The following is a 16,121-nucleotide window of genomic DNA, read 5'->3' as shown; positions in this document are numbered from 1 at the left end:
TGCACCCGGGCCGGCGTCGCCATCAGCGCGGCGCCCGGCCCGCCAGCGCCGCGCGCAGGATCGCGTCCAGGTCTTCCACCCGATAGGGCTTGGGCAGTACCGGGATGCCGTCGTTTTCGGCCGCGCGCGCGTCCTGGCCCACATAGCCGGTGGTCAGCACGATGGGCAGAGCGATGCGCCGGGACCGTATTTCATGCGCCAGTTCCAGGCCGCTCATGCCGCCCGGCATCATGATGTCGGAAAACACCACGTCGATGCGCCGGCCATCGGCCAGGGCGCCCAGCGCGGCGGCGGGACTGGCGACCCGGGTGGATTCGAAGCCCAGCTGCGTCATCATTTCGGCGACCAGTGCCGCTACCTCGTCGTCATCCTCGACCAGCAGCACGTGCGCGCAGTGCGCCGCCTCCGAAAGGGGCGCGATATCGGGCTGGGCGGCGGCGGATAAAGGCTTGCTGGAGCGTGGCAGCGCCAGGCGCACGGTGGTGCCCTTGCCCAGCTCGCTGATGACCTGCACGCTGCCGCCCGACTGCCGCGCGAAACCATAGACCTGCGCCAGCCCCAGGCCGGAACCCTTGCCGACGTCCTTGGTGGTGAAGAAGGGCTCGAAGACCCGCGCCTTCACTTCTTCCGTCATCCCGGTTCCGCAATCGACGACCGCAAGGCTGACGAAGTCGCCCCGCAGGCCGCCTTCGTCCATGTCCGGTACGTTCTCGGCGCGGATCTCGATGGTGCCCCCCGCCGGCATCGCGTCGCGCGCGTTGACCGCCAGGTTCAGCAGTACCAGCTCGAGCTCGCCCGGATCGACCTCGACCGCCCACAGGCTATCCGGCAGGCGCAGGCTGACCTTGATGTCGCCTCTCAGGCTGCGTTCCAGCATTTCGCGCATGCCCTGGATACGCCGCGCGAGGTCGATCGTTTCCGCCTGCAGAGGCTGGCGCCGCGAAAACGTCAGCAACTGCCGCGTCAGGCCGGCACCGCGTTCGACCGCCTGCTTCATGCCGCGCAGCAGGCGCGCCTGGCGATCCGGATCGGACTGCCTGTCCAGCATTTGCAGCCCGCCGGAAATCACCATGAGCAGGTTGTTGAAGTCGTGCGCCACGCCACCGGTCAATTGGCCCAGGGCTTCCATTTTCTGGGCATGGCGCAGCGATTCCTCGACCAGGGCGCGCTCCCGCATCTGCTTGCGCAGCGCCGCGTTGGCCGCTTCCAGCTCGCTCGTCCGGCTGCGCACCGTGTCTTCGAGAACCGCGGCGGCCATCTCCCGCGCGTGCAGCAGCGCGCGCATCTCGTATTGCCGCATGCGGGCACGAACCGCGGCATGCACGGCGCTGGTCAGCGTGATGCTGTGTACCGGCCGCTCCAGGAGCGAGACATTGCGCAACGCAGCGACCATGGTCTGCCGCCAGGCCGTCACCGCGGGCTGCTGTACGTGGCTGGTAAGGACCACGAACGGTACATCGGACCATGCCGCTTGCCGCGCGACCCAGGCTGTCATGGCATCCAGGTTTTTGCCGAACAATGCCTCTTCGGTCACGCATAGGGTCGCCACGCCCTGGTCCGCGCAAGCCAGCACGTCGTCCATACTGGTACAGACTTCGACATCCAGGCCGGACCGGCGCAGCACGGCCGCCGATGCCGGTCCATCCCGGCCTATCGGAGCAAAGACCAGAACGCGGGCTTCGCGCCCGTCAAGCAGCTCCATTGTCGTCGCTCGGCATGGGAGGAAGGTTTTCGCCGGTGTACTGGGGCGTGCCGGAGAAAACGCCGCTGAACGATGCCAAGGGCGGGCCCACCTCCACGCCTCGCGAGGAAAGCCGGAACTCGCGTATGGTCTGCTCATGGCGGCCGCTGCGTTTTTTCACGACGGATAGCGCGCGCCGTACCTTACCGCCATGCTCGAAGTAGCGCAGCATCAGCACCGCATCGCTAAGGTAGCTGATATCCAGCGGCGTCTCCATCGGCCCCACCAGGCCATGCTGGGCCAGCACCAATATCGTATTCACGCCCTGTTGGTCGAGATAGGTCAGCAGTTCGTGCATTTGCAGAATCAGGAAGCGGCCGTCCGGCATGGCGTTCAGGTAGCCGTTCAGACTGTCGATGACGACGATGCGCGCGCCGCCCTGGTCCACGCTGTCGCGCACGATGGCGGCGAACTCGCCGGGGGACAGCTCGGCCGGGTCGACCTGCTGGATGGTGAGCAGGCCGCTCTCGAGCGCCGCCTTGATGGGCATGCCCAGCCCTTCGGCGCGAGCCTCCAGCGTGCCGCGCCCTTCGTCGAAGGCGAAGACAATGGCGGGCTCGTTGCGCTGGACCGCTGCGATCGCGTACATCAATGCGATGGAGGATTTGCCGACACCGGCCGCGCCGATCAGCAAGGCATTGGTGCCGCGCTCCAGCCCTCCGCCCAACAGATCGTCCAGGCGCGGGTTGCCGCTGGAGGTCAGGTCGCGCGGGAAATCCTTGTGATGCTCCGCCGCGACCAGCCGCGGATAGATGGCCAGTCCGCCCTTTTTGATCGTGAAGTCGTGATAGCCGCCGCGAAAATCGATGCCCCGCATTTTCACCACGCGCAGCCGCCGGCGCTGCGCGCCATAGTCGATGGCAAGCTGTTCCAGCGATATGACGCCGTGCGAGATCGAATGCAATTGCAGATCCACGGAATCCGACGAGAGATCGTCCAGCAGCACGACCGTGCATTGCCGGCTGGCGAAGAAATGCTTCAGCGCCAATACCTGCCTGCGGTAACGCAGCGGTGTTTGCGCCAGCATCCGCAATTCCGACAGGCTGTCCAGCACCACCCGCGAAGGATTGCTTGCTTCGACCTTGTCGAGGATAAGCTTGGTCGTCTCGTTCAGCTCGACCTCGGCCGGGTGCAGCACCGTCAGTTCCCGGTCAGGATCCAGCGTGGTTTCCGAAGGCACCAGTTCGAAGATGTCGATGCCGTCCAGCGACCAGCCATGGCGTTCCGCCACCAGGGCCACTTCCTGACGGGTTTCGGACAGGGCAATGTAGAGGACGCGTTCGCCCTGGCGCGCGCCCTCCAGCAGGAACTGCATGGCAATGGTGGTCTTGCCCGTGCCGGGGTTGCCTTCATACAGATACATGCGGTGCCGATCGAGCCCGCCGACCAGGATATCGTCGAGTCCTTCGCTGCCGGTCGAAATGCGAGGTAGCGGCTTGTATTTCGGAGTATTGCCGTTGGTTCTGTCACTCATCGCGCTGTTCTCCGCTTTGATGCAGACAAATCTAGCGTACCCTAAATTCCAATATGACCAGCCTGCTCTCCAAACATATGGCTACAACGTGTGGCACTTGGTACTGAGCCATGCGCGTGCGGTTTACGAGTGTGTGTATATGTGATGCGCCCGGCGCCCGATGCGCGGCATAAGCAACGCCCGCTTATCGAGGATCAGGGCGCGTCGGCGAAGGCCGCTTCCACCAGTGGCTTGGCCCAGTCCGGTGTAGTGCTTGCCTCGCGACGCGTGGCCGGAAAGACCCGCTGCCCATCATCCATCCAGAGCAGGAGCCGGGGTTCCGGTATGGCCTGGCCGACGGCGACGTCGAGGCTGTTGTCGTAGATGCGCAATTGCGCCAGCCTGGGCATCAAGGCCAGCAGGTTCAACAGCGACGTGCGGCAGCGCTGCCGGATGCGGTCCGCGGGAATATCGTGACCGCCTTGCGCGACGCGAAGCCGGACGCGGGCAATATGCTGCTCTGCGTCGCGCAGCCCGCAGAACCAGACCAGGATGTCGTGCGTGGCCGCTGCGGCGATCAGCTTGCGTACGATGGTGCGGCCGCCCAGCGTGGTTTCGAAGGCGAACGATTTGCCTGACGATACGGCGCGTTCCAGGCGTCGCACGCCTTCGTTCCAAGCGGCGGCGTTGGCGTCTTCCACCGCGTAGCCGTGGTGCCGCGCCAATTCGCGGGCAAAGGTGTCGGGGTTGAACCACGTGACTGCCGCCTGCGTCAGCAGATGGCCGCCGATCGAGCTTTTGCCGGCGCCATTTACACCGGCAAGCACATAAACGACGGGGCGCGACATCAATACGTCGGCCCGGCCTTGACCTTGCCGTCGAGCCGGCCGGGCGACCGCATCGCGGCGCGCAGGCGATCCCCGGCGTCGTCATCGTCGAGCACCGCCAGTCGTTCATCGAAACGGCGACGCAGCTCCGCCAGCGGATCGGGCATGGCCTGGTTGGCGGCCTGCGCGGCGTGCACCAGCCGCGCGTATTCGGCCGTGGACAGGATCACGGCCTCCGGCTGATTGTGATTGGTGATCAGCAACCGGCCTTCGGGCGCCAGCGCGCGCATCATGCCGCGCCAGCCCTCTTTCTTGACGGACGAAGCGGCGGCGACCGGCAAGCGGTCCAGGGGATCGTCCAGGGGGGCAGGCAGGCTCATGGCGTCATCCGGCTTATCGATGTGGCCATTTTACCCAAAATTCCCAAATTGAATCGGCATTCCACGAATGGGTGTCACAGTCGATTTCAAATCGGGGCCGCCCTTACGGCAGGTAACGAATGGCCGCTTCTCATCCATTAGGTGCCGATATAGTCGGGCCGTCGGCATGTGCCGACATCGCAGGAGTAAGCCATGAGGATGAAAAGAAAGATCGCGTCGGCGGTATTGGCGACGATGCTCGCGACCGGTTGCAGCTATGTATGGGCGCAGCCCGGGCCCCCGGGACAACAACATGGCAATGGCTCCCAGGGCCCGCAACGCGGCAACGGCCCGCCCGGGCAATCGCGCGGCGACGGTCCTTCGGGACACCAGGACCATGGGCGTCCGGGGCCGCAGAAGCAGGATTCCCACGACCATGACCACGACCGCCACGACGACGGCAAGGGCCGGCCGCCCGGCCATTCCAAGAGCCACGACCGCGATAGGCACCAGGCCTACCGGGGCGACCCCCCTCCGGAACGCTGGCACAAGGGCCAACGCGTGCCCCAGCCCTATCGCGGCTATCAGTATGTGGTCGAGGATTGGCGGCCTTACCACTTGCACCAGCCGCCGCACGGGTATCACTGGATCAGCGTCGGCCCGGATTTCTTCCTGATCGGCGTGGCCACCGGTGTGGTGCTGGAGTCGGTGTTCGGAAACTGATAATCAACGCGGACGCGATGGCCGGCGGCTGTTTGGGCTAACCCAGATCGCCGCGGCCACGCTGCGATTCGAGGTTGTGCACATGCACGTGGCGGCCGGCGGCCACGGCGCTGGACAGGCGGCCCACCGCCACGCCGTATTTGACAATCTCTTGTCCGGCGTCCAGCGGACGCAGCGCGACCTTGTGCCCGTAAGGCACCGGCTCGCATACGTCCACCATGCCTTGGCCCGAGCCGGCGAGCGGAACGGGACCTCGTTCACGGATGTCGCCGCCCACCACGGTGCCCACATTGTCGTCGCGATGGACCACCCAGACTTTCGCCTCGGCGGCCAGGGATTGAGGATCTTTCATACGGATTCCCCTATGCGGCTGATGGCAGTCTCGGTTTCACCCAGGATTTCGCAACGCGTCAACCGGCCGTTCAGCACCGCGGCCATCGCGTCCCGGACCCGTTCCCCCGCATCTTCCAACGAGCGGCCGTGCAGCAGTACGTCGCTGAGATCGACATCGATGTGATCGGCGAATGTCCGGCAGGTCCGATCGTTGCCGCATATCTTGACGGTGGGCGACACGGGATTGCCTATCGAATTTCCCACCCCGGTGGCGAAAAGAATCAGGTGGCAGCCGCCGGCTGCCAGCGCGGTGATGTTCTCCGTGGCGGGCGCGGGCGCGTCCATCAAGTACAGGCCCGAGGCAGGTGCCGCCTCGCCATAGTCCAGTACGCCATGGATGGGCCGGCTGCCTGTCTTGCAGATGGAGCCCAGCGACTTTTCCTCTATGGTGGTCAGGCCGCCGCGGATATTGTCGGGCGCGGGGTTGGTTTTGTTCAGGTCCACGCCGGCACGACGGGCGATTTCCTCGTATTTGCGGATAGTGGCGTCGATGCGCCCACGCACGCCGGCACTGGCCGCGCGCGCGCCCAGCGTCGCCTCGCCGCCCAGGCATTCCACCGGTTCGGAAAAAATCGCGGTCGCGCCGGCGTCGACCAGTCCGTCAGTGACCCAACCGATCGCCGGGTTGGCGACCAGGCCGGAAGTGGTATCCGAACCGCCGCATTCCAGGCCGATGACGAACTCCGACATCTGCGCGGGCTCGCGTCGCAGCGTTTCGGCTTGCGCGCGCCATTCCTTGAGCAGGGCCAGGCCGCGCCGGAAGAGGGCGGGTGTGCCGCCTTCTTCCTGGATACCCATGACTTCGCACGGCGTCCCCGCCGCGCGGATGCCGTCGTAGACGCGCGTGCCGGCGACGCGCTCCAGGCTGACCACCAGCGTCGCGTAGACGTTGGGATGGCTGCCCAGCCCTACCATCGTGCGGATCGACAAGGCCAGGTCCGCGCCCAATTGGCCACGGCCATAGAGCGGTGTAATCGCGACGCAGTCGGGCAGCGCCTCGGCCAGCCGGCGCGCCACCGGGTTGGCCGCGTCCGTGGCGGCGACCACCGCCAGCAGGTTGCGTATGCCCCGGCGCCCATCGGGGCGCGTATAGGCGGTCAATGAAGTCATGGCTATCCTCGGTGCGACTGGGTCACTGGATTGAATTCCGCACGCCCTTACAGCAGGGGCGCGGCCGGCGCGGCATAGCGCTGCGCCGCCGCGCGCAATTCATCGACGAGTTTGGCGGGCAAGGGAATGCCGGCGGCCGCGCGCTCGGCGGCGATCTGCCGCCGCCGTTCACCCGGCAGCCGGATGGGGTGCTCCGGATCGGCGCGCGGCGCCGCGCGCGTGCGTTCCAGGAGCGCATCGATACGGGCCAGATAGGCACCGCGCTCCATCATCGCTTCGGGATGGATGGCGATGAAGCAATGCGGGACGCCGGCCGGCAGGCCATCCTGCGCCGCTTGCGATTTCACGTCGGGCGCCATGGCGCCGTCGGCCAGCACGCTGTTCAGCACTTCCAGCGCGACGATCAATGCATATCCCTTGGCGCCTCCCATGGGCAGGACGGATCCTTTCAACGCCAGGGCGGGATCGGTCGTGGGCTGGCCGTCCGCGTCCAGCGCCCAGTCGGCGGGAATCGGCTGTCCCAGCAATTCCGCCAGCAGTATGTTCCCGCGCGAGCTCACGCTGGTGGCCAGGTCAACGACCAATGGGTCAGTGCTGGTGGGCGCCGCGAACGCCAACGGGCTGTTGGTAAAGAAGGCCTGCCTGCCGCCCCAGGGCGCCACCGTGGGTTCGCCGCCGGACGAGCACAAACCCATCATGCCCTGCGCCGCGGCCTGCTCGCAGTACCAGGCGGCATACGAAAAATGGTTGCTGGCGCGTACGGCGACATAGCCGACGCCGAAGCGGCGCGCGCGCTCGATCGCCTCGCGCATGCCCATATGGCCCGCCAGCGGTCCGAGGGCATTGTCGCCATCGACCACCGCTGTCGCGGCGAATTCGCGAGCCACGCGCGGCTGCCCGCGCGCGTTGATCGCGCCTTGCGCGAGGCGGCGCAGATAGGTCGGCAGCCGCGCCATACCGTGCGTGTCGACGCCGTGCAGGCTGGCCGCCACCAGGCAGTCCGCGACGAGCGCGGCGTGGTCCGGGGGGACGTCCAGCGATCGCAGGGCCGCCGCGCTGAACTCATGCAGACGCGCGGCGGGGTAGCGCGTGGCTGGATGGTCGGTCGGCATCAGATCTCCCGCAATCCGGCCGCATCGGCGATCGCATAGCCCTTGGCGCCGGCCTCCGCGGGCCCCGACATGCGGCTGAAGAAAAGAATGCCGTCGCAGGGCGCGGCCAGCGATTCGGATTCCTCCAGGGTATAGGGGTCCACGACCGAGCCGAGCTTCTCGCCCTTGGCGACGCGCCGGCCCAGGTCTTCCACGCGATTGGCCAGCGAGACGACATAGCCGCCTCGTGTCGGATTCGATTCCTTGCGTTCCTTGCGCGTGAACAGGTACTGCCTGCCTTGCAGTTCCGGTTCGCCATCCAGGATGCCCAGCGACTTCATCTGGTTACGCAGGCCGCGCACCACGCGCGCCTGGAATTCGTCGGTCATGGGGCCGCTCATGTAGGTGCCGCCGATCTCGACGCCGGCCGCGGCGCGGCCTGTGCTGTTCAGATAGCCCACAGCGGTGGAGGGCGGCAGGAAGTTCACATGGACCACGCCGGTACCGAATACCCGGCACAGTTCCAGGCTGGCCTCGCGTACCTGGCCGGTGGCGTCCTCGTTCAGGTCGGCGCGCTGGTGTATGCGGCCGCCCTGTCCTCCCGAGTGCATGTCGCACAACGCATCGACATGGTCCAGTACCTGGTCCGTCAGGACGCGCGCGATCATCTCGGTCACCGAGCCGCGCGCGTTGCCCGGAAAGCAGCGGTGCAGGTCGGTGTTTTCCCGCTGCTCCGCGCTTTCGCGGCGAAAGTCCGAGAAGGCCAGCGGATTGCATACCGGCAGGATCACCAGGGCGCCTCGCATCGAGGCCGGATCCGTCTCGCGCCATAGCTGCATCGCCGACAGCAGCGGCATCGCCTCGTCGCCATGCACGCTGCACAGCACGGCGAATACCTTGCCGGGATGGGCGCCGTTGATCACGTGGACAGGCACGGCCAGATCCCCGCGCAGCGTACGCGTGATATGCAACAGGGTGGACGCGCGTTGTCCCGGCTGGACTTCCAGCCCGGCGATACGCAGGATATTTTCTTTAGGCATGATGCGACTCTCTCTCCATTGTCAGTTGATCACCGCGCCGGAATCGCGCACGGCCGTGCCCATTTCCGCGATCAGCGATGTCATCCGTGCCGTGAATGCGGCCGGGCTGATATCGACCGGGTCGGCGCCGACGCTGTCGTAGAACTGACGCGTCGCGGATTCCTTCAGTACGCCGCTTACCGCGGCATTGATACGATCGACGATCTCCGGCGGCATGCCCGCCGGGCCCAGGATCCCCGAGTACAGGACCATGTCGAAGCCCGGCAGCGTCGCGGCGATGGGCGGCACGCCGGGCAGCGTCTCGTTGGGCGTCGTCGACGTAACCCCCAGGGCCCGCAGCTTGCCGGTGCGGATCTGCGGCAAGGCGGGCGGCAGCGCCGAAAAGGTCGCCGAAGCCTGGCCGCCCAGTGTCGCCATCACCGCATCGGAGCTGCCCTTGTACGGGACATGCACCATGTCGATGCCGGCCATGCGCTTGAGCGTCTCGCCGGCCAGGTGCAGGATGGTGCCGTTGCCCGACGACGCGTAGTTCAGGTGGCCCGGCTTCGCCTTGGCCAATGCGATGAACTGCTGCAGGTTGGCGGCCGGTACGTCGGGCGGTATGACCAGGGCCAGCGGCGCCGCCGCCAGCAGCGCGATATCCGTGAAATCCTTATCACTCTTGAACGGCAGGGATTTGTAGAGGGTGGCGTTGATGGCGTGCGTCGTGACGTCCGCGAAGTACAGCGTGTAGCCGTCGGGCGCCGCCTTGGCAACGATGCCGGCGGCGATCGTGGTGCCCGCGCCGGGCCGGTTTTCCACGACGACGGACGTTTTCAGGGCTTCGGACAGCTTCTGTGCCCAGAAGCGGCCCATCACGTCCGACACGCCGCCCGGTGGAAACGGGATCAACATCCGGATCGGCCGGTTGGGCCAGTCCTGCGCCGCGGCGGGTGTCGCGGCCAGGATTCCGGCGGCGGCCGAGGCCATCAGAATGACGTTGATCAGGCCGCGCAGTTTTACCCTTGCGCGCATGAGCGGATTGGCGGATTGGACAGCCGAGCGGCTGCCCGGCCCTGTGCGGGCCGCTGCAAACAGAATCATGGCACTTCCCCTTGAAATTTCGCCGGCGGCCCTATGGGCTCATGATGTGGCGGAATTCATTCTGCGGCGGTGGAAGCCCATAGATCAAATGATTTATTTCGATACGGCCTATCGATGGCAGTTATAGCGGTCTGCCGGCGCCGCGGTCGGCGTATTCGGCCATCAACATCTCTGCCAGCCGTTGCGCCGCCGCCGAGCGCGTCCCGTGCCGGCGCCAGAGGATCGCCGCACGGCGCTTGGGCACGGGATCGGTCAGGCGCACGGCCTTGACGCGTCTTGTATCGCCTACCGCGCCTTGGGGCAGGACGGTGGCCAGGGCGGTGTCGCGTATGGTCGCCAGGATGGGATCGATGGCGTTCATTTCCAGCACGATATGGGGCGTTGCGCCGATACCGGCGAAATAATCATCCAGGTATGCGCGCGCGCCGAATTCGGGGGTGAGCAGGACCAGGGACAGTTCGGCCAATCGTTTCATCGCAATGCTGCGTCGCGCGGCCCAGGGATGGCGCGCACCGACCACGAGTACCAGGGCTTCGTCGAAGAGGGTCTGCGATTCGATCTGCCCGTCATCCGCCGGTTCCAGGTAGCCGATGGCGCAATCCAGCCGGCCGCTCAGCAGTTCCTTTTCCATATCGTCCCGGGACAGCTGGCGCGCGACGATCCGCACGCCGGGATAGCGGGACGCATAATCCGCGAAGACCGCCGGCAACCGCGTGTTCGAAAACGAATGGAAGACCGCGACCGACAGATTGCCGCGTATCAGGCCTTCCAGTTCGTGAACCGCCATCACGCCGGCGGCAACGTCCTGCATGGCCTGGGCCGCATGGGCGCGGAACACTTCGCCGGCGGCAGTCGGCTCGGTGCGCGCGCCGCGCCGCTCCAGCAGCCGGGTGCCGAGTTCTTCCTCCAGTTGTTGGATCTGATGCGACAAGGTGGGCTGCGTGACGTGCAGCCGGTCGGCCGCGCGGGAAAAGCTCTTTGCTTCGCAGATGGCAAGGAAGTAGCGCAGGTGTCGAAGTTCCATGGCGAGGATCATACCGGCCAGCCCGCCGCCCGCGATAGGGCGCGAAGAATGCCCGTTGCCTGATCTATATCAATAGGCCGGGAGACGTTCACGCTAACTTCAAAAGCGGGATGCAGCGCGGCGGCGGCGGCGGCGCGCGATCGGCATGGCAACCTTGCGAAGGGAGTCGGATATGAGCGAAGCGCAACTTCTTACCTACAAACCGGCGGTGGCCCTTCCGTTGAAAGCGGTCAAGCAGGCGCCCCCTCATACCATCGCGCTGGACCCACCCTCGCGGCAGGCCGGCGTGCCGTTGATGGAGGCTCTGGGCCGCCGCGCCAGTTGCCGCGAGTTCGCGCCCAGGCCGCTGCCGACCGCCACGCTCGGCGAACTGCTGTGGGCGGCGGACGGCATCAACAGGCCCGTGACGGGGGGGCGGACCGCGCCATCGCCTCACGCCTTCAACGAGATCGATATCTACGTCGCGCTTGCGGATGGTGTCTACCGTTACGATCCAGCCAAACACCAATTGGTACTCAAGCATGCGGTGGATGCGCGGGGGCAGACCGGTTACCAGGACTTCGTCGGCCAGGCACCGCTGGATCTGGTCTACGTGGTGCAGACCTCGCGGCTGCTGGAAATGCCCGTCCAGCAACGCGACCGGTTTTCCGCCGTGACGGCCGGGGCCATTGCCCAGAACGTGGCGCTGTATTGCGCCTCGGCCGGCCTGGCCAGCGTGGTGCGCGGGTGGATATCTCCGCGCTTGCTGGCGGAGGCCCTATCGCTGAACGAGGATGAAGTGCCGATACTCGCGCAGACCGTGGGGTATCCGGGCCGGTCCTAGGAGAAGCGGCTTAACGTTTGGCCTGGGCCGCCGTGTCGGTGAAAAGCGTCGCGTGCATATGGGTCAAGGCCAGCGCCGTGGCGGCGGCTCTTGTTTCCACGCCCAGCTTCACATAAACGTGTTCCAGGTGCTTGTTGACGGTTCGCGGGCTCATTCCGAGTATGTCGCTGATGTCGCGGTTGGTCTTCCCCTTGGCCAGCCAGATCAGCACCTCGCGCTCGCGCGCGGTCAGCTGGTAGGTGGCCGCCAGGCTGGACGCCGGATCGGCCGGCGCGCAGCGCTCGTCCATGAGCAATACGTATTCGCCCGCCTTGCGCGACGCCGTCAGGCGCACACGCAACTGGCGGTCGCCTGCTTGCCGCACGAAGTCCGGAGGATCCCCGCCGGCCGCGTCGGCAGCGTCACCGGCATCGTTGCCGCTGGGGGTGCCGGTGCGGGATAGTTGTTGCGCGACCCAGGCCGCCAGCGGCGCGGGCAGATCCCGTCCGGGCTCATCGCGGCCGAAATATTCCGCCAGCCAGAGGCGTGCCTTGGCTGTTTTCCACGTCACCGCGCCGGCCTCGTCCAGCACCACGACCGCATTCGCCACCGCGTCCATGGCGTTGATCGCGACCGACATCATGCGGGCATTGCGCAGGTGGGCCTGCAGGCGCGCCAGCACCACGTCGGTATCCAGCGGCTTGACGACATAGTCGATCCCGCCGGCGCGGAAGCCCCGCACCACGTCCTCCGGCTCGGTCAGGCCAGTCATGAAGACCACCGGTACATGGCTGGCGGCGGGGTGTGCCTTCATGCGCCGGCAGGTTTCGAAGCCGTCCAGGCCGGGCATCACCGCATCGAGCAGCACGATATCGGGGACCACATAGTCCAGCCTTTCCAGCGCCGACAGACCGTCGGTGGCGACCACCACCATGTATCCGGCGTCGTCGAGGGCGTCGGATAGCATTTTCAGGTTGTCCGGTGTGTCGTCCACCAGTAGAACCAGGTTCTTATCGGAGGGCCGCGGCATGGTGCTGTATGTGTTCCTTGAGCAAGGCGTTGTATTCGGCCAGTCGGAAGTCCTGGACCAGCGCGCCGAGCCGGTCGGCCAGCGGCGCCGCATGTGGGGCGCGTGCCCGGATTTCGTCCAGCCGGGCTGAAATGCCCTTGATGTATCCCATGGCCCCCAATTCCAGCAGGGACTCCGCGTCCTCGCGGTCCAGGGGGACGTCGTGCAGGGCGGTCGCGGGGACGTGCGGGGGCACGGCGGCCGGTCGCAGGATCCAGTCCAGGCGAAGATGCAGGCCGATCTTCGCCACCAATTCGTCCAGAAGGACAGGTTTGACGAGCCAGTCGGTCAGTCCGCATTGGACCGCCTCTTTGGGGTCCACGCCATAGGCGTTGGCCGATACGATGATGACCGGGGCACCCACGCCCTGGTCGCGCAGCAGACGGCACACCTCCCACCCGGGCAGGCCCGGCATGGTGATATCCATCAGGATCAGGGCGGGGCGCAGGGTATGCACGCAGGCCAGGCATTCCTGCCCGCTGCCGGCTTCGAGCACGTCGAAGCCCAGCGGTTGCAGCATGTCGCGCAGGATCCGGCGCTGCGACGGCTGGTCGTCCACCACCAGGACGGCGCGCCGCTCGCCCGCATACCCGACGATGGACGCCGCCGGCTGCGTATCGCCGCGCGGCGAGCGTACCTCGGGCAGGAAAAGCTTAAGGGTGAATGCGCTGCCGCGGTCTACCTCGCTGCGGACGGTCAGTTCGCCGCCCATGATGCCGGTGAGCATGCGGCAGATCGTCAGGCCGAGTCCGGTCCCCGTATCGGCGTGATCCGCCGCGGCCCAACTGCGCTCGAAAGGCATGAAGATGCGATCCAGATCGTCGGCCGGGATACCGGCGCCGCTGTCCTCCACTTCCATCTGCACCATGTCCGCGGCGTAGCGCACGCGCAGCGCCACGTGGCCCACGCGGGTGAATTTCACCGCATTGCTCAGCAGGTTGATCAGTATCTGGCGCAGCCGCTTTTCGTCGATGTGGACGATCCTGGGAAGATTGGCGGCGACTTCGTAGTCGAAGCGCAGGCCCTTCAGCGCGGTCTGGGGCTGGAACATCTTGACGATCTGTTCCAGGAATTCCGGCAGGCGCAGCTCGCCGTTCTCCAGGCGCAGCTTGCCGGCCTCGATACGCGCGATGTCCAGCAGCCCGTCGATCAGGCCGATCAGATGCTTGCCGCTGCGATGGATGACGTCGATCGCTTCGCGCCGGTTCGGCGGGATGGCGGTGTCGCGCTGCAGTATCTGCGCATAGCCCAGGATGCTGTTCAAGGGCGCGCGCAGTTCGTGGCTCATTCCGCCCATAAACCGGCTCTTGGCCAGATTGGCCGCCTCCGCGGACTCTTTGGCCTTCTGCAGTTGCGCGTCGGTCTGGCGGTGGGCTTCGATTTCCCGCAACAGCAGGTGGGTCTGGCGGTCCGATTCTTCCTGGGCGACCTGGCGGCTTTCGTTGGTCAGCACCAGCCACCACGCGGCCACTCCGCCGACCAGCAGCAGGGCGGCGAACAGTTTCAGGAAGGTGGCGCGCAGCACGGCGATGTTCGCGCCGGCCTGGCCGAAGGTCACCGCTTCCTGGTAGTAGATCAGCGCCAGGATGGCCCCGAACAGGCCGGCTATCATCCCGAGGATGACAAGGTAATGGGCGAGGCGGTTATGGAACAGGGGTGTCGCCGCGCCCGGCAATATGCGCCGCAGCGCGTCGCCAAGCTGGTCCTGCAGGCGCGAGCCGGTCTTGCAGCGATCCTGGCAGCGCGCGTCGAGCGTGCAGCACAGCGAACAGATGGCGCCGTTGTAGGCGGGGCAGTGCGCCATGTCCTGAGGCTCGAACGCCTTGGCGCAGATGACGCAGCTCAGGCCGGCGCCATGGGCATGCAGGGCGTGCGGCTGGCGGGCCAGGTAGTAGCGGCCGCGAGTGGCCCAGGCGATCGCCGGGACGGCGATGAACGTGGCGGCCAGGGTGATAAAAGGCGATAGCGCCTGGGCCGTGGCCCCGATCACACCGCTGTAGGCGATGAAGGCGGTTGCCAGCGCGATCAGCATGCCGCCCACGCCCACGGGATTGATGTCGTACAGGTAGGCGCGCCGGAACTCGATTCCCCGCGGGCTTAGCCCCAGGGGCTTATTGATCACCAGATCGGCCACCAGCGAGCCGATCCAGGCGATCGCGACGTGGGCGAACATGGCCAGTACGTGCTCCAGCGCGTCGAACACGCCCATTTCCATCAGGCCGATGGCGATCAGCACGTTGAACACCAGCCAGACTACGCGGCCCGGATGACTGTGCGTGATGCGCGCGAAGAAGTTCGACCACGCCAGCGAACCCGCATAGGCGTTCGTCACATTGATCTTGACCTGCGAAATGACGACGAACGCCGTCATGGCGGCGACCGCCCCGCCCGGATGCGAGAAAACATAGCCGAACGCGTGCAGGTACATCTTGGTGGGGTCGGCCGCCTTGGCGGCGAGGACGCCGTGCTGCAGCGCGAGCCAGGCCAGGAAGGCGCCGCCCAGCATCTTGGCCGCCCCGGGAACGATCCATCCCGGCCCCGCGCACAGCAGGGCGATCCACCAACGGCCGCGGTTGCCGGCCGTCTTTTCCGGCAGAAAGCGCAGGAAATCCACTTGTTCGCCGATCTGCGTGATCAGCGACGCGGCCACGGCCGCGCCGGCGCCGAACAGCAGCAGATCGAAGTGCCCGCCACCGCCGTGGCGGCCGGGGAAATCCATCAGGCCGCGCAGCGCGCCCGGGTCCTGGAACAGGATGAACGCGTAGGGCAGCACCAGGAGCGTCAGCCACACCGGCTGCGTCCATGACTGCAGCCGGTTCACCAGTGTGATGCCGTAGGTAACCAATGGGATGATGACAATCGCGCAGGCCATGTAGCCCAGCCACAGCGGCAGCCCGGTGCAGACTTCGATCGCCAGCGCCATGATGGCCGCTTCCAGCGCGAAGAAGATGAAGGTGAAGGACGCGTAGATCAGCGACGTGATGGTCGAGCCGATATATCCGAAGCCCGCGCCGCGGGTCAGCAGGTCCATGTCCAGGCCATGCCGCGCGGCGTAGTAGGCGATCGGCAGGCCGGTGAAGAACACCAGGATGGACACGGCGACGATGGCCCAGAACGCATTGTCGAAGCCGTAGTTCAGCGCCAGGGCGCCGCCGATGGCCTCCAGTGCCAGGAAGGACACCGCCCCGAGGGCGGTATTGGCGACGCGAAATTCCGACCATTTACGGAACGACACGGGCGTGAACCGCAGGGCGTAGTCCTCCAGGGTCTCGTTGGCAACCCAGGTGTTGTAGTCGCGCCGTATCTTGACGATGCGTTGAGGTGCGCCAGCATCCACGCTTGGAATCTCCGGTATGCGTCATTCGACGTATGCCGCGTTTGTACCGCCTGGCGACGTAACAGCCAC

At 66.3% G+C, this 16,121-nt stretch carries 14 protein-coding genes; 2 read left to right on the top strand and 12 right to left on the bottom strand.

From position 1 onward, the window contains the following. Positions 1 to 22 precede the first annotated feature (22 nt). The 4 genes from ACO1P8_RS14950 to ACO1P8_RS14935 all read right to left on the bottom strand — a co-directional run bounded on the left by ACO1P8_RS14950 (position 23) and on the right by ACO1P8_RS14935 (position 4,401). Positions 23 to 1,702 (bottom strand): ATP-binding protein, encoded by a 1,680-nt coding sequence (locus ACO1P8_RS14950; protein WP_486296674.1) that lies wholly within the window; start codon positions 1,700 to 1,702, stop codon positions 23 to 25. Beyond that, positions 1,689 to 3,215, bottom strand: a complete 1,527-nt coding sequence (locus ACO1P8_RS14945) for an ATPase domain-containing protein (RefSeq protein ID WP_486296673.1) — start codon at positions 3,213 to 3,215, stop codon at positions 1,689 to 1,691. Before ACO1P8_RS14945 ends, ACO1P8_RS14950 begins: the two co-directional genes overlap by 14 nt. Positions 3,216 to 3,409: 194 nt before the next feature. Beyond that, positions 3,410 to 4,042: an ATPase gene (locus ACO1P8_RS14940; RefSeq protein WP_486296672.1), complete on the bottom strand. Its 633-nt coding sequence runs from the start codon at positions 4,040 to 4,042 to the stop codon at positions 3,410 to 3,412. Beyond that, positions 4,042 to 4,401, bottom strand: a complete 360-nt coding sequence (locus tag ACO1P8_RS14935; protein ID WP_486296671.1) for a hypothetical protein — start codon at positions 4,399 to 4,401, stop codon at positions 4,042 to 4,044. Before ACO1P8_RS14935 ends, ACO1P8_RS14940 begins: the two co-directional genes overlap by 1 nt. A 192-nt stretch (positions 4,402 to 4,593) precedes the next feature. On the opposite strand from ACO1P8_RS14935, the gene ACO1P8_RS14930 reads away from it, so the two are divergent. Then, the gene (locus ACO1P8_RS14930; RefSeq protein ID WP_486296670.1) at positions 4,594 to 5,103 is read left to right on the top strand and encodes an RcnB family protein; all 510 of its coding nucleotides are present in this window, start codon (positions 4,594 to 4,596) and stop codon (positions 5,101 to 5,103) included. A gap of 37 nt (positions 5,104 to 5,140) precedes the next feature. On the opposite strand, the gene ACO1P8_RS14925 is transcribed toward ACO1P8_RS14930, so the two are convergent. From ACO1P8_RS14925 to cynR, 6 genes are all read right to left on the bottom strand, one after another. Next, positions 5,141 to 5,455 (bottom strand): UxaA family hydrolase, encoded by a 315-nt coding sequence (locus ACO1P8_RS14925; protein WP_486296669.1) that lies wholly within the window; start codon positions 5,453 to 5,455, stop codon positions 5,141 to 5,143. Next, positions 5,452 to 6,606 (bottom strand): UxaA family hydrolase, encoded by a 1,155-nt coding sequence (locus ACO1P8_RS14920; protein ID WP_486296668.1) that lies wholly within the window; start codon positions 6,604 to 6,606, stop codon positions 5,452 to 5,454. Before ACO1P8_RS14920 ends, ACO1P8_RS14925 begins: the two co-directional genes overlap by 4 nt. A 47-nt stretch (positions 6,607 to 6,653) precedes the next feature. Continuing rightward, complete coding sequence (locus ACO1P8_RS14915) at positions 6,654 to 7,718, bottom strand: Ldh family oxidoreductase (protein ID WP_486296667.1); 1,065 nt, start codon at positions 7,716 to 7,718, stop codon at positions 6,654 to 6,656. Continuing rightward, the gene (locus ACO1P8_RS14910) at positions 7,718 to 8,737 is read right to left on the bottom strand and encodes a M14 family metallopeptidase (protein WP_486296666.1); all 1,020 of its coding nucleotides are present in this window, start codon (positions 8,735 to 8,737) and stop codon (positions 7,718 to 7,720) included. Before ACO1P8_RS14910 ends, ACO1P8_RS14915 begins: the two co-directional genes overlap by 1 nt. A gap of 21 nt (positions 8,738 to 8,758) precedes the next feature. Then, entirely contained in the window at positions 8,759 to 9,820 is a 1,062-nt protein-coding gene (locus ACO1P8_RS14905) for a Bug family tripartite tricarboxylate transporter substrate binding protein (RefSeq protein WP_486296665.1), read from the bottom strand. A 121-nt stretch (positions 9,821 to 9,941) separates the two neighbouring features. Continuing rightward, complete coding sequence (gene cynR / locus ACO1P8_RS14900; protein ID WP_486296664.1) at positions 9,942 to 10,844, bottom strand: transcriptional regulator CynR; 903 nt, start codon at positions 10,842 to 10,844, stop codon at positions 9,942 to 9,944. A 172-nt stretch (positions 10,845 to 11,016) separates the two neighbouring features. On the opposite strand from cynR, the gene ACO1P8_RS14895 reads away from it, so the two are divergent. Further along, the gene (locus tag ACO1P8_RS14895) at positions 11,017 to 11,667 is read left to right on the top strand and encodes a nitroreductase family protein (RefSeq protein WP_486296663.1); all 651 of its coding nucleotides are present in this window, start codon (positions 11,017 to 11,019) and stop codon (positions 11,665 to 11,667) included. Between the two features lie 10 nt (positions 11,668 to 11,677). Here ACO1P8_RS14895 and ACO1P8_RS14890 read toward each other — a convergent pair whose 3' ends face one another. Further along, positions 11,678 to 12,676 carry a response regulator gene (locus tag ACO1P8_RS14890; RefSeq protein WP_486296662.1) on the bottom strand — a complete coding sequence of 333 codons (999 nt, stop codon included), beginning with the start codon at positions 12,674 to 12,676 and terminating at the stop codon, positions 11,678 to 11,680. After that, a complete protein-coding gene (locus ACO1P8_RS14885; protein WP_486296661.1) occupies positions 12,657 to 16,052 on the bottom strand; it encodes an ATP-binding protein in 3,396 nt (1,131 codons plus the stop codon). The genes ACO1P8_RS14890 and ACO1P8_RS14885 overlap by 20 nt, the downstream gene beginning before the upstream one ends. Between the last annotated feature and the right edge of the window lie 69 nt (positions 16,053 to 16,121).

The sequence above is a fragment of the Bordetella sp. genome, assembly GCF_057362025.1.
The sequence above is the reverse complement of the archived record's forward strand: the minus strand, read 5'-3'. Positions and strand labels throughout refer to the sequence as shown.

What these genes read in the sequence shown, in the direction of transcription:
- ACO1P8_RS14950 (WP_486296674.1), bottom strand. Translation starts at nt 1,702, where the DNA reads ATGGAGCTGCTTGACGGGCGCGAAGCCCGCGTTCTGGTCTTTGCTCCG.
- ACO1P8_RS14945 (WP_486296673.1), bottom strand. Translation starts at nt 3,215, where the DNA reads ATGAGTGACAGAACCAACGGCAATACTCCGAAATACAAGCCGCTACCT.
- ACO1P8_RS14940 (WP_486296672.1), bottom strand. Translation starts at nt 4,042, where the DNA reads ATGTCGCGCCCCGTCGTTTATGTGCTTGCCGGTGTAAATGGCGCCGGC.
- ACO1P8_RS14935 (WP_486296671.1), bottom strand. Translation starts at nt 4,401, where the DNA reads ATGAGCCTGCCTGCCCCCCTGGACGATCCCCTGGACCGCTTGCCGGTC.
- ACO1P8_RS14930 (WP_486296670.1), top strand. Translation starts at nt 4,594, where the DNA reads ATGAGGATGAAAAGAAAGATCGCGTCGGCGGTATTGGCGACGATGCTC.
- ACO1P8_RS14925 (WP_486296669.1), bottom strand. Translation starts at nt 5,455, where the DNA reads ATGAAAGATCCTCAATCCCTGGCCGCCGAGGCGAAAGTCTGGGTGGTC.
- ACO1P8_RS14920 (WP_486296668.1), bottom strand. Translation starts at nt 6,606, where the DNA reads ATGACTTCATTGACCGCCTATACGCGCCCCGATGGGCGCCGGGGCATA.
- ACO1P8_RS14915 (WP_486296667.1), bottom strand. Translation starts at nt 7,718, where the DNA reads ATGCCGACCGACCATCCAGCCACGCGCTACCCCGCCGCGCGTCTGCAT.
- ACO1P8_RS14910 (WP_486296666.1), bottom strand. Translation starts at nt 8,737, where the DNA reads ATGCCTAAAGAAAATATCCTGCGTATCGCCGGGCTGGAAGTCCAGCCG.
- ACO1P8_RS14905 (WP_486296665.1), bottom strand. Translation starts at nt 9,820, where the DNA reads ATGATTCTGTTTGCAGCGGCCCGCACAGGGCCGGGCAGCCGCTCGGCT.
- cynR (WP_486296664.1), bottom strand. Translation starts at nt 10,844, where the DNA reads ATGGAACTTCGACACCTGCGCTACTTCCTTGCCATCTGCGAAGCAAAG.
- ACO1P8_RS14895 (WP_486296663.1), top strand. Translation starts at nt 11,017, where the DNA reads ATGAGCGAAGCGCAACTTCTTACCTACAAACCGGCGGTGGCCCTTCCG.
- ACO1P8_RS14890 (WP_486296662.1), bottom strand. Translation starts at nt 12,676, where the DNA reads ATGCCGCGGCCCTCCGATAAGAACCTGGTTCTACTGGTGGACGACACA.